We start from the raw sequence: 14241 nt of genomic DNA, 5'->3' as shown, positions 1-14241 counted from the left end.
GTGCAATTATCCTTCGCGTTTAACCAAAACTAAAATTCGAATAAGAATTCCAACTACAAAACAAACAACGGCTGCAATTGCAAAACTATCTGTTAATAATTGTTGATTCCAAAAGAAAAATCCGATTGATCCAATAAGTAGTATGAATGCGACAGTCATTAAAAAGTTTGCAAAGAAAAATAGTGCTGAATAGTTCTTCTTTCCGTTTTTTGCTTTAACTTCATTTTTTAAAATTGTTTTCAGTTCTTCTTTTCGTCTCATTTGCGCTTGCTTTCTTGAACTTACTTTTTTAACTGGAGAAGGTTTTACTTTTTTTAGTTTCATTCCTGAATTTTGTATTTGTTCTTTTAACATTTCTACTTCTTCGTTTAACTTTTCAAACTTGTCTTCTTCTACAAAATTATCTTGAATTTTTACTAGGTGATATTTTAATTTTTTATTCATATTTTTAAGTTCTTTATATGATAAGACTTCATCTTTTACTGTGTTTATTTTTTTTCTAAGTCTTTCAATTTCGTCTCGTGTATCTCGGATATCTCTATTTAATTCTTCTTGAGTTGATCTTTCATTAATTTGATTTTCAAGATCAGTTCTAAGTTCTACAACATCTTGAGAAACATCTTTAATTCCATGTTCAACATCAGAAATTTCTTTTCGTAAATTTTTCTCAGAATCTAAAAAGTCTGTTTTACGTAAAAAATGTTTTTTAATTGTTTTATCTTGTTCAAAAGCTTTGTCCACTTCTCTTTTCATAATGTCAAATTCTGTATTAATATCTTCAATTAAGTTTTCTGCTTCATCTTTTGATAATAATGTGTCATGTGTTTGGGTAATACTTGTTATCTCTTCACGAATTTCTTTAATATCTTTTCCGACTGAACTAAATTTAGAAGTTAAATCTTTTTGTTTTGCAAATTTTGCATGATCCTTTTTTAAATTTTCAACGGTTTCTTTTACAACATCAAATTCGGAGTTGATATCATCAACTAATTCTTCTGCTTGTTTGACACTTACTTTTTCTTTTATTCGTTTTTCAATCTTTTTAAGTCCAGTTCGTAGATCTTCTGCTTGATTGTTTAGCATTAAAGTTCTTTTGTCAAGTTCTCCACGAGTTATAGTATTTTTGATATTTCTAATCTGATCAATATTTTCTTTTACTTTATCAAATTCGTCATTAATGTCTTGAACAAGTTTTTTGAGTTGTTTTTCTGATGCACTTTTATCTTTTAAGTCTTCTAAATCTTGTCTAACTTTTTCAAATTCATTTTCCCATAAACTTGCTTGTTGGTCAAAATCTGATTCGGCAAGACTTTTAGAATCGAGTTCAATTACTTTTTTATCAAGGTCCCATAATTTTTTTAGGTTTTCATTGATTTCTGCAATTTTAATTTTTAAGATATTAAACTTATCTACTGTTACAAAATCTTCTCGCATTCCTTTTATGAGTGATTTAATTTCATTAGTAGAAGTTAGTTGTTGGGTTTGTGTTTCTTGCAAGTAGCGCATGTCTTTTTTTATATTTCCAAATGAGTTGCTTAATACTCCATCAAGCTCTCTGAAATCTCTGACTTTCGTAACACTTGTGTATGTTAAAGAGTCTTCTACGCTGTGCTTTTTACGGCTTTTCGCCTGCTTTTTTCCACCCACCATTATTCACTTTTGGAAAGAAATTTCCTATATAAACTTTTCTGTAGTAAAAATATAGTGATAGTCTAAAAGAAGTAGTTTTGACGTCGTACTTTGTGGATGACACTGTTTGTTTTAAAAACAAATAATTGATTTTTTGTTGTCTCTTCATTAAGACAATTTATTTTAAGTTTTATTTAGTTTCTTGATTTTTAATGTGGTCTTTCGATAATTGTTGGGCGTTTTGCTTTTTGTTCTGTTTTTTAATATTTTTCACAGGCATTCTCCAAAATTTTTTACAAGTTAAACAATAATAAATTAATTTTCCTGATCCGAAACGTACTCGCAAATTTTTCCCTGGAACTAAGAATGAATAGCAGTGTTTACAAAATCTTCTTTTAAAAACGGATGCGAGTTTCACTTTATATTTCATTGAAATTTTTCGAGCTAAAATAACATATCTGTTTGCAAGCGTTTGACTTTCGTTATGCATTTCATCTGCTTCGTTAAATAAAATATTTATTCGCTCATTAGCAATTGCTCTATGTTTATCTGGTTTTTTTCGGTGTTTTTTTTGTCTGCGTTTGCCCTGTGTTTTTTGTTGTCTTGTTTGTTGTTTTGTTTGTGGGCTTTTGATTTTTTTATTGGAATCTATTTTTGATTGTTTATTCAAAACTTTTTTTTTATGTTCTGCTTGCATAACTAGGTCTAATTTAGAATTCTATAAAAATGTTTGTTATGTGCTAAGCTAATTTTTTATCAATTTAATGAATAATTATCATCAATTTATTGCACATTTCTTTTTTCATAGCTTGCAACAAGATTGCCCGTAGAATCATCTGTTTCAAGAATTGCAAATTCTCCACGTCCTGCCATTCCAGGAGTTATATACATTGTATTTGATACGTCTCCTTCAACTAAATCTTCTCCTGAGTGATTTATTGCGCTTGTTTTTCTGTGTAAGTGGCCTGAACAAACTAGGGGTATTCCAGTTTTTTTAATGAGCATTCTTGTTTGCATACTTCCTTGTCCAATCATTTGATGTAATTCATAAAAATCTCGTTCTTCATCAGTTATTCCATCTGCTTCAAGGGGATTTTCAACTATTTCATAATCTGTGCCTACGAGAGAATCAGTTCCATTTCTGTATCCTTGTTCTGGCGGTTGGTGTGTAAACAAAATTGTTTTACTAGTATCAATACTTTGTTCTTTTAGCATTCGTTCAATTTGTTTTGTGCTTGTAACATAGCATTCGCGACCATCAATTTTTTTAAGCCCGGTTTTTCCATTTGCAACTAAAAAATCATCATCCATGCCTTCGGTTCCTGGAACAAATACAAAACTTATTCCATTTATTCTAAATATGTGTTGTAGTGCCGCATCATAAAAATTATCATATCTTTGACAAACTACCTCTGAGGCGCGAACCCATGCCTGGTATCCTTCATGATTTCCTGCAGTGGAATAAAATGGAATTCCAGTTTCACAAAATATTTGTTGAACCCTAATTAGTCTTTCAGAATTTGTTGGAATTTCTATAGCGTCACCTAGACTAACTATTGCATCAACATCTTCGCCTTTTAATGCTTCTGCAATTTTTCTCTCAAACCCGCCTTCGTGGTTGTCAGATATTAGTCCAATTCGCATAGAGTCTCAACACAACATTTTTGCTAATTTGTCTAAATTTATTGTTTGATAAACTTCGCAATTTATCGCTGCCGCAATACGCAGTCATTCTTTTTAAAGTTTACGGTTTTGTTTTTTATTGAAATAAGAATTAATTTATATTTCTGATTTAAACACTTTTTTATTTTATTTAAAATCAAACTTATTTTAAGTTTTTTTAATTATTTTTGCCGTCAAGAATTAATGTTTTTTTTTCTAAAAAATGGATTTTTTAACGAAAAGTATTTAAACGCCACTCATCATTATATCAATAATCTATACTTTTTATATTTACAAAAGGGGAAAATTGTTATTTAAAAAAAGGGTGCATATAATATGAAGAAAGCAATATGTCTAGTTTTATTTCTAATAATGTTTATTTTGTCAACGTTTATAGTTTCCAGTGATGATTATGATGAGCTTGGGCTACAAACAATGCCTGGTGGGCTGATCGAACCGGGCGAAAACATAACTGTATCAGGTTATGCGAAAAATGTGGTTGGTAGTACGTCAACACCAATAACTGGCAGGAATGTTTCAGTTCAGATTTTTGATCCGTCTGGAACTTCTTATGACCTTGGTAATATTCTTTTAAATTCAGATGGTGAATTTACTGCACCTAAATTCGGTAACACATCTGAATCTGGAAAATATTCAATCTCAGTTATGCTTTTTAATTCAAATCCCTTAATTCCTCCAACATTAAGTTATGCTTTCTTTGATGTTGAACCGAAAAGACAATATTTACTTTATACTGATAGTTCTGAATATTCACTGGGTGATACGGTAACGATTACTGTAAAAGCGTATGACTTGGAGTTAAATGGTTCAAAAACTTCTTTAGCATCTGAAATTATTCCTCTTAAAATTTTCTTTAATAATGGTGAATCAGGAAGTGAAGTTTATTCAAATATGGCTCTAGTCTTAAATGAGAATGGGACTGCTTCTGAAACTTATACTATTCCTGAAGATAGCACAGGTTATGGTTTTTATACTGTTAGTGTTAAAAATGGATATGCTCAAGCAATGTTTGAGGTAAGTTCGTTTGATTTTGATATTTCTCTTTTTGATGAAACTGGTTCTGAAACTAAAAAATTCTCATCAGAAAATAATCTTAGTTTAGATGTTAGTGTAACTCAAAAAAGTGGAGATCTGGTATCTCCTGTTTCTGGCGCAACCGTAACTGCAATTATTAAAAAAAATAATGAAGATGATGCAGGAACTGCAGTTTATACTTTTAGTAATTTTGCAGAAGTAAGCGGTGCTTATTCTTCCCAATCATATGATTTATCTGATTTATCTAGTGGAGAATATTATGTTGAAGTATCTGTAACAAAATCAGGTAAAAAAATTAAAAATACTAAATATTTTAAAATTAAAACTCTAGATTTAGAACTCGAACCTTTATTTGATAATGAAGCAATTAATTCATTATTAAAAAATGATACTGCTGCAATTGGAATAAATGTGAGGGATTTAGCAACCGGAAAAGTTTATGCGTATAATGAATTAACTGATGCTTCAATTATTGAGTGTAACCAAGCAGAAATTGATTGTATGAATCTTTTGTCAGGTGAAGGTAATTTAATTACATCTACTGATCCTGATTTTATAGCTGCACTAAATTTCACAACTCCTCTTGAGTCTGGAGTATATCGTTTAAAAATTAGAGTAAATATTTCTAGTGAAGGTACAAACACTTATGTTGATGGTGTGATCTATGTAGAAGTAGATGATTTGGTTGCAACAGTATCTGTTGCAGATCGTTTTGCAAATTTAAAAGCAAATGTTATGGCTGGAGAGACAATGACATTTGATACTGAAGCCTGGCTTGCAAGTAATGCTGAAGCTTTAATTAATCAAGTTGAGATTATTTCTTGTGTTGATGATGATGGTGTTGATGTTACTGAAGAAATGATTAAATCTGAAGGAACAAGTGAAGGATCAGACATTGATGTTAACGCTCCTGCGGATGGTGGATGTTATACTTGTATTTTAGAAGTCACAACTGATAGTGGTATGTCATCAACTTCTGAGCAAATTTGTGTTGAAAAATATGATATTTGGGCAGATTCTAGAGGTGACGATGGTACTTGGCAATGGAGATTCCAATCAACTGGTAATGTTTATTTTCATGTTAATGTTATGAATGATGTTGGATATACTGTGCCTGCTGCAGATTTAACAATTGAAGTTTCTAAATTAACTAGTTTAACAACTGGTAAAACTTATCTAGATCCAATTTTTTCGGTTATGCCAAATACTTCTTCAGATGTTCCATTAGCTCAAGCAACATCTAAGGGTAGTGGAGTTCCTGTTGTAAAAATTCCTTTAGCCTCACTTAATCTTCCTTCGGGAATTTATCGTGCAGAATTTGATGTAACTGATGATGAAGGTACAGTTGAAACTGGCGATGCTTTTTTTCAAATTTCTAACTTGGATGTTTCTGTAACTCCTGCTAAAGTTAGTAATCCTTCTAGTTATTGGCCTTTTTTCAAACCAAGTTCTGGTTTTGTTCTAAATGTTTTAGCAACTGATTTTGAAGGTGTGCCAGTAGTTGATGGTTCAACAGTTAATGTTGACAAATTATTATTAATTTCAGGTGGTGCAACAGCGGTTTCTACTGATTTGTATGATGCAACTAGTAATATTACTGCAAGTGGTGCTGCACAAGTTACAGTTACCCCAAAACCTGGTAAGACTCTTCCATCTGGAATGTATCTTGCGTTTGTAAATGTTAATACTGGTTCGGTTTCAGAAACAAGAGAAGCTTGGTTAATGGTTAAAGCATTTCATTTAATTGTGAGCAATCCATTTTATCATGCTCCTGCAACTTCATTAAATATAATTGGTTTTGTTGTGGATCCGTCTTCAATGCAACCAAAATCAGGTGTTGGTATTACTTTTGATGGTTTTTATGATTCAAAACAAGCTAAATTAATTGACGATATTAATTTTCCTGATGCAACGTCAAATTCTGCAGGAATGTTTACTTTAGCAGTTAATTCATCTCCTGTTAAAGAGGGAGAATATATTTTTGGTGTTTCTGCTTTTGATAGTGTGAGTGGAACTCATGACACCTATGATGGATTTTTATTTATTAAAAATTATGCAAGTGTAGAGTGTGAGTTAGTTAATTCTGAACAAGTAGCAGTTGCGCCGGGCACATCTGTTGAGTATAAAATTACTGTTACAGATAAATTTGGTTCAGGTGTTGAAAATGTTGGTGTTGAAGTTTCTAAATTTACTAACACTGAATCTAATGTTGAATCAACGGCTCTTACAACTACTGCTGGAACTACTAATTCAAATGGTGTTGCAACGTTAACGTTTAAAGCGCCAAATAATATTGGTTATTATAGGCCGTTATTATCTGCAGACGATGTTGAACTTACTAGTCAAGAATATGCGTGGGGCATGATCCCTTGTGAATTTGCAGTTGCAAAAACTGATGTTGATGTAGAACTGTATGATGATTCAGGTTCTAGTTCTAAAGATTTTATGGCTGGTGAAAATATTACTGTTGGTTTTTTACTCTCTAATCCTAGTGGTGGGGCAGTAAGTATGAACGAACTTAAGTTGTTAAGCCATATGTGTGCTGGAGGAGATTGTTTGATTCCGACTGTGGCAGAAATGCTTGCAGGAACTGTAGAAGTAACTACTTTGCTTGGTGCAAAATTAACTTCAGTAACTCAAAATAAAAATTTAACTTTTACAGCGCCTACTAAACAAGGAGCTTATTCATTAAATATTCAAACAAAAGATTCTGATAATTCAATTGAAACAATATCTAAACAGTTTAAAGTTGTAGATCCAGTAAAAGCATTAGGTATAACCTATAATTTCTGGCAAGAACAAAATATGTTTAGTACATCAGATTCTGCAAAAATTAATTTTTCAAATTCTGGTCCTATAAAAATTAATGCAACAAGATTATTGGATATGGATGATGCATCTCAAGTAATTGCAGGATTTATGGGTAGTGAAGCTTCTTTTTCAGAAGGCACAAATATTTATTCATTTTCAGTTCCTAATAATTTACCTGGAAATTATGAAGTTGAATTGTGTGTTTATCCTGCATCAAGTACGTGTACTAATGATAGTGATATTAAATTGTTTAATTTTTATGTGGAGAGCGAATATTTTTCTTTAGCAAGACCATTTAATCCTGATGGTATGTATTTATCATCTGATTTAGTTGATCTTGAAATTGCGCTTGAAAATAAATCTGATGCGTTTCAATCATTATCATCAGAAGATATAACTCTTGTTAATGTTAAAAAAGATGGAACAATTGTTTCAAATTTTGCTATAGATTCAATTGCGGATTCATCGAATGTTGGTTGGGAATTAGTTTCATTAAACCATACTGGAGAAGTTAAAGGTTGGTATGATGCAACATTTAGAATTGATTATGCTGGTGGATCTTATGATGTTTTTGTAGGATTTAAAATTAAGTCTCAAGTATATAATCTTAATTTAATTGCTGCAGATGACGAAGTGGATACTTATCCTATTTACGGAGCTAATGAACAAATAACATTTAATGTTTCGATGGGTGATGTTTCTGAATCTGGAGAATTATATATTAGAGATAATCAAATGGGTGAATTCATGTCTGAGTTAGGGAATAATCCTTTTACTTTATCAAGTGGATTTGCTCAAGTTAATTTAGCAATACCTAACTTTGGAGATTATGATGCGGTAGCTTTTATTCCTAGTAAAGACGATCCTCAAAGAATCGAAGCGCATTATGGTTTTGGTATTAAATCTGGTTTTGATATTTTTTGGAACCATGAAAATATGAATGATCATATTGGTGTTGGTGAAGAAAATTTAACTCTTAATTTTACTGTTACTGATAATGATGGGAATCCTATGATTGCAGGAACTAAAGTTAATGTATCTATTATAGAGTATCATAACCCTATGAATTGGGATATGATTAATGATAGTGTAGGTATTACTGGAGAAGTAACTTTGCTTGATGGTGGAATTGGTGTTTTTGAATTTGACCCAACAGATACTGCTGGAGAATATGGTGTTGAAATCGAGTTTGAGATTGGTGCTAATATTATTCATAGGGGAACTTGGTTTAAAGCAACTGATGGCGAATTTCATGTTTTCACAAATAAACAATCTTATGCATCTGGTGAACTAGTAACTGTTATTGCTAAAGTAGAAAGTTCTAATGGTGCTCCAGTTTCAGGAGTTGATGTTGAGTTAGTTAATGTTTCATATTATGATGCAGCAGGAACTAAACAAGGAATTGCTTCTGAATTATTTGTTAGTTTAACAAATACTACTGATGAAGATGGTAGAGCAGAAACGCAATTTAATTTACCTCCTGGACTTAATACTAATTTTAATATTGAATTTAAACGAACAAGTCCTGAAGAATTTAGGTCATTTGATATTTCTAGTTCTGGTTATCAGGTAGAAATTTTTGAAGAGTCACATCCTCCTTACGCTGTGGGTGATATGTACATTGCAAAAATTAAAGTTATGAATGATGATGGAACTCCTGCAAATAATATTCCGATAACTTACACTGTTAAAAGTGAATTTAATGATTGGACTATTATTAATGATTCAATATCTCTTGGTAATACTAATAATGATGGCAAAGTTGATTTTAGTTATTTAATCCCTGATGATTTTATGGGATTTTATGATATAGAGTTTGACATTGGTGATGGCGCGCGTAAAGAATGGAGAGGATTTATGATCAGTCCATTTGATGTTATGATTGATTTACGTGGAGAAATAACTGGTGATGATAAAACTTATTGGGATTGGGAAATTCCTAGTGCTGCAGAAGTAGTTACGAGTATTACATTAAAAGATAGTTCAGGAAGTCCTATTCAAGATGCAGAAGTTTCAATTAAGGATGTTTTTAAAATGTCTAAATCTGAGGGACCTAGTGTTGATGTAACTAATTCAATTAATTTTACTAGTACCTCTTCAGTTACTGATAGTGAGGGTAATGCAGAAATTAGATTTACTGTGGCAGAACTTGCTGGAGACTCAGATTATGATTTAAGAGTTGAAGTTAATGTATCAAACAAAGTTATGGATTTCTTTAAATGGTTTAGACTTTCAGCATTTACGTGGGAAGTTGAATTAGCGGCAGATCCTAGTTTAGATGATACAACTTATTATCAAGTAAGTAGTAAAGGTCCTGGTGATCTTGTTTTTGTTGATGTTAATGTGTCTGGTGATGATGTTTCAAATTATAAAGTTTGTTTGGACAGAATTGAGAATACTTGGACTTGGAATACTAATTATCATTCTGAATGTTATGATATTGTGAGTGGTGATTTAACTTCGTTTAATTTTACTGCTCCATCTCAATCTGGAGAGTATAATGCTTGGATTGTATTAAAAACTAAAGATAATGATGATTGGTTAAAAGATCAGAGTGTTTGGTTTGATGTTAAAGGTGGTGCAGAAGCAGACTATGAAATGCATACTTGGATTAATGATTGGAATGTATGGAGTGGTAGTAATGCGACTGTTGTAGTAGAGCTTTGGAATAGAAATGGTTGGCAAGATGTTGATGAACTTAGTGCTTGTGGAAACGTTTCTATAACTGAAGTTAGAGATCAAAAGACTTGGAATTTAGTTGCAACTGATCAAGAAATAATTCAAGATGCAGTTCAAATGAACCCGATGCAAGGTCCTCCTGGTGCACAGTTAGAATTTTTAATTGATAATTCTTGGGCTGCAGGAGAATATAATGCTCGAGTTAATTGTGAAAATTTAGGAATAACTAGAGATGTTGGATTTAATATTGTTAGTTTCCAAGTATCTTCATTAATACCTGAATTTGTTCAAAAAGGTGAAAACGTATCTTATTGGATTAAATCAACTTATGCTAATGGAACTCCTCTAAACGGGGGGATTGTTACAGTTAAAGAACTTAGAAATATGTGGAACTGGGGTGAAGCACCAATTTCAATAGATGAAGATTTTGTATTAGATGCAAATGGTGAATTTATTGGTGAAATTGTAGTTCCTCAATCAACTGGCGGTTACGAATTAATTATGGAAGTAACTGATGGTGAGACTGTTCAAGAAGTTAGAAAACAGTTTGAAGTTCGCGGTATGAACGTAGAAATTTTAATTAATGGTGGTGCAGATCAATTATATTCTGGAGAAGATTTAACTTTAACAGTTTTAGTTGTTGATTCTAATGGTCTTCCATCTCCAAATGCAAGAGTTAATCTAGATGTTATGAGGCACTGGTTTGCAGGTGGTGGAGAAGGAACTGAAGAATTAGTTGTATGTTCAAATTTGGCGCAAGATGAATGTTCTGATGAATGTATTTGGAATGTTTCATCATGTATTGGTATTGAAGAACATTGTCAGGCGTTAGATTCCAATAATTGTAATATTAATCCAACTTGTAATGGTTGGTGGGCTGATGATGGATTTTACTGCGGTGTTGAATGGAGTAACATCGGAGAGAGTAAAAATAGTATTGAAGGATGGTATGAGAAATATACTAACATGAATGGTGAAGCTAAATTTAAGTTTGCAGGAGATAGTGCTCCAAACAAGGGGGAGTATGAATTTAATGTTAATGTTGATGCACCAGGTCAAGGTTGGTTCTGGTCTCATAAAACGAAAGTAATTAGAAAATTCAATCTTTCATTAAGTACTGATTCATTAAAATATTCTCCTGGTGATACGGTGAATGTTAATGTGTCTGCAACTTATTCTAATGGAACTCCTCTTGGAAGTAATTTTAAAGTTGATGCAGGATTAGAAGAACCTAAGTTTGCAATGTCTGAACAAGAAATGGACTGTATGAATAAAATGACTAATGAAACTTGTAGTTCTAAGTCTGAATGTGAATGGATGACTGATGATTTTATGGGTGGTGACTTTGGTGCCAAGTCAGAAGAACTTGACGCGCAAATGTTAACTTGTAATGGTGAAGGTTTAGCGTGTATGCATATTACTGATTCCGATGTTTGCACTGATATGAGTTGTACTTGGAATGTTGATGCTTGTGAAGGTAGTATTGTTGGACATTGTAATGGGATAGTTGAAATGAATGATTGTGAGAGTACTAGTGCTATTTGCATGTGGTCTGAAGATGAGGGCGAGTATGTGCCTGGTAATATGGGCTGGTGCGGAGCAAAAGAAGTAGATTACGATTTAGTTGAAAATGTTTCATTTTCAAATGGCCTTGCACAGATAAGTTTAGATATTCCGTCAGAAAATGTTACTGCAGGTTCTGCATTTATTTGGGTTGATATAATTAAAGGAGACAAAGTGGTTGAGTTTATTGATTCTATGATTTTAATCTATGATTCAGATACTGCTGATTTTGAACTTCAAATTTTAAATCCAGTTGTGGGTGCAGATGAATTTATTGAAATTAATTTAACAACGTCTGAGGAAACTGCAGGTAAAGTTATGATTGATCAAATGGTTAAACATTTACAAAGTGAAAATGGTGCGATTTCAATGCAGGAAATGATGGGTGGCGGCCAAGAATCAGGTAAAACTGATTGGTTGGGATCTCCAATTTACATTAATCCTAATGCTCCAACTCACTTTGTTGTTTTATCTAGAGCTCGACCTGGAACTTACACAAGTTTACTCGAATTAAGGAAAAAAGGAAGTAGTTTCTTTGGTCCTGCAGATATGGCTGGAATGCTGTTTGCAAATTATGAAGTTAATAGTACATCTGGTGAATGTTCATTATTTGTTGAGTGTGATGATAATAATTCAACTACTAGGGATGTTTGTTTACAAACTAAGTGTACTCACTATGTAATTTCCGAAGAATCAGAATGTAGTTTTGATGGTGAATGTCCAAATTATCCTGCGCAAGGATTATATGGGGTTTGTGATTTTACTGGTCAATGTAATAACATTTCTGGTGAGTGTGAAGGTGCAAATGATTGTGATGATACTAACACATCAACATTTGATTATTGTGACAATTATATGTGTGAATATGAATCAACTACTGATGTAGAATGTACTACTGATTCTCAATGTACTGATATTCCTCCAGAACATGTTTCTCTTTGTGAATATGGTGAGTGTCATTATGTTCCTGAAGCAAATATTGGTTGTAATGCGGATTCAGAATGTATTGATCAATATGGAGATAATTGGTTCTGTGATATGTGGGACAAACAATGTCACGAAATTAAAAATTGTGAGTGTGATTCAGTTGTAGATTGTGCTGAAGAACCATATGGTGTAGAAACCGTCGCTGTTTGTGAATGTATGTGTGATTATTTCCATGAAGATGATTTAATTATGTTATATGATTGGGATAAATCAACAGATGCATTAGGTAATATGTCCTCTGGAATTTTATGGGGTTGGAATGGCACTGAAGGTGCTGACGAAGCAAAACCTTTTGAAGGAAGTCCGGGAGGAGATATTGTGTTTGCACAAATAGCTAATGATTCAACTTATATGTATACTCAGATGAAACTGGGTGGTTTTGAATGGAATGGTGGTTTGCCTTATTGTGAAGGTAGTTTCCCATCAGACCCATCAAGAGGTAGAATATACAATCAATCATATGTTGCTTATTACAATACGATTGATAGTCAAGGTTCAACACTTGCAGGTATTGAAGGTGCAGATTTTAAGTTTGAATTAGCATTTGGTGAAGATCCATCCTACGTTTCAGATAATTTTTATTTTTGGAGTGCAGGTCAATGGGTATTAGATGAAGTTATAGATACTAATTATAGTATTACTTGTAAAAATCCAATGCAGAGTATTGACTTTAAAGTGCTGTTAGATGATTTAGCGTTTGATAATGAGTCTAATGTAAATGAAATCATTTTAGCAACGAGGATGACTGATTTCGAAACATATCAAGAAACTTGGACAGTGCATGATTGTTTCTGGAATGAATCTGCTCAAATGGATGATTGTTTTGATACAGAATACACTGCAACTGATTTTAGTGTTTTTGAAAATCAGTTTGTAGATCTTGTTCCAAATTCTGGGTGGCATGATATGTTCGACAGGGGTTGGGATGAGTTAGGAGGTGAGCAATAATGAAAGCAAAAAAATCAACAAAACAAATTTTAAATAAAAGATTGCTGACTTTATTGATTGCTTCAATCTTTTTTATTTTATCTTTAACATTAGTAAGTGCAGCAACTTGTACTGTTGCGTCGGCTGCAACTGCAATTTTAGGTGTTTCTGAAGATATTACTGTGAGTTGTTCAGGAGTTACCGATGCAATAACAGTTAATCCTTCAGTTGGAACTGAATTTGGAGGTTTAAGTTGTTTAGATATTAGTCCATCAAGTAGTTCAGTAAGTTCTGGATCTCCAACAACTACGTTTTCTGTAGAAGGAACAAATTTTGGTATGTGTATGGGTGAAGGTAAAAAAATTACTTGGAGTTTTACTGGTACTGGTGCGCCAGGTGTTAAATATACAAATTATAATATTGTATCCAAGCCTCAGATTACTCCAACTTTTATGAATTCATCTTACTCTGTTTCAAATGTTTCAACTAATTTATCAATTACTTTAGGTTTATCTACATCAAATCCTGAAATTGATGTTAGGGGGATTGATTTATTAGTTTCAACTAGTCTAAACGGTAGTGAAGTTGGAGGGATAGTGAATTTTTCTGATTTAACAATTGATGTTTCAGAATCAACTTCTAAGTTTGTTACGTGGACAGTTGAACTTCCACCTCTACCTCCTGGAGAAGTTTATGATTTTAATGTTTCAATTTCGTCAGAAAATGCTGATTCCACTGGAACAAGTACTGAAATTAATGTAACTGAGGCAAGTGGAATTACAATGGTTGAATATGATTTGCCTAGTGTGGGTAGTTGGTATTTGATTAGTGTTCCTGTTGAGGTGGATAGTTTGGCTGTTACTGATTTGTTTGGTGATTTGTCGGGTAGTTATCAGGTTTGGGGTTGGAATGATGGTTGGGTTTTGA

The 14241-nt window shown here is 32.6% G+C and carries 5 protein-coding genes; 2 read left to right on the top strand and 3 right to left on the bottom strand.

Annotated features, from left to right (window positions below; all coding sequences use genetic code 11):
- Positions 1 to 6: 6 nt before the first annotated feature.
- The 3 genes from HN587_06955 to HN587_06945 all read right to left on the bottom strand — a co-directional run bounded on the left by HN587_06955 (position 7) and on the right by HN587_06945 (position 3273).
- Positions 7 to 1650 carry a hypothetical protein gene (locus HN587_06955; protein MBT7903575.1) on the bottom strand — a complete coding sequence of 548 codons (1644 nt, stop codon included), beginning with the start codon at positions 1648 to 1650 and terminating at the stop codon, positions 7 to 9.
- Positions 1651 to 1819: 169 nt separating this feature from the next.
- Positions 1820 to 2326 carry a hypothetical protein gene (locus tag HN587_06950; protein ID MBT7903574.1) on the bottom strand — a complete coding sequence of 169 codons (507 nt, stop codon included), beginning with the start codon at positions 2324 to 2326 and terminating at the stop codon, positions 1820 to 1822.
- An 86-nt stretch (positions 2327 to 2412) separates the two neighbouring features.
- Positions 2413 to 3273 carry a metallophosphoesterase gene (locus HN587_06945; GenBank protein ID MBT7903573.1) on the bottom strand — a complete coding sequence of 287 codons (861 nt, stop codon included), beginning with the start codon at positions 3271 to 3273 and terminating at the stop codon, positions 2413 to 2415.
- Between the two features lie 354 nt (positions 3274 to 3627).
- Between HN587_06945 and HN587_06940 the strand changes: the two genes are divergently transcribed.
- Complete coding sequence (locus HN587_06940) at positions 3628 to 13335, top strand: hypothetical protein (protein ID MBT7903572.1); 9708 nt, start codon at positions 3628 to 3630, stop codon at positions 13333 to 13335.
- On the top strand, positions 13335 to 14241 hold a 907-nt coding region (locus HN587_06935; GenBank protein MBT7903571.1), incomplete at its 3' end, for a hypothetical protein. The genes HN587_06940 and HN587_06935, both read left to right, overlap by 1 nt.

Source organism: Candidatus Woesearchaeota archaeon (assembly GCA_018675335.1).
Lineage (GTDB): Archaea > Nanobdellota > Nanobdellia > Woesearchaeales > UBA11576 > JABJCP01.
Note: the sequence above shows the minus strand (reverse complement) of the source record. Positions and strands in the feature narration are given on the sequence as shown.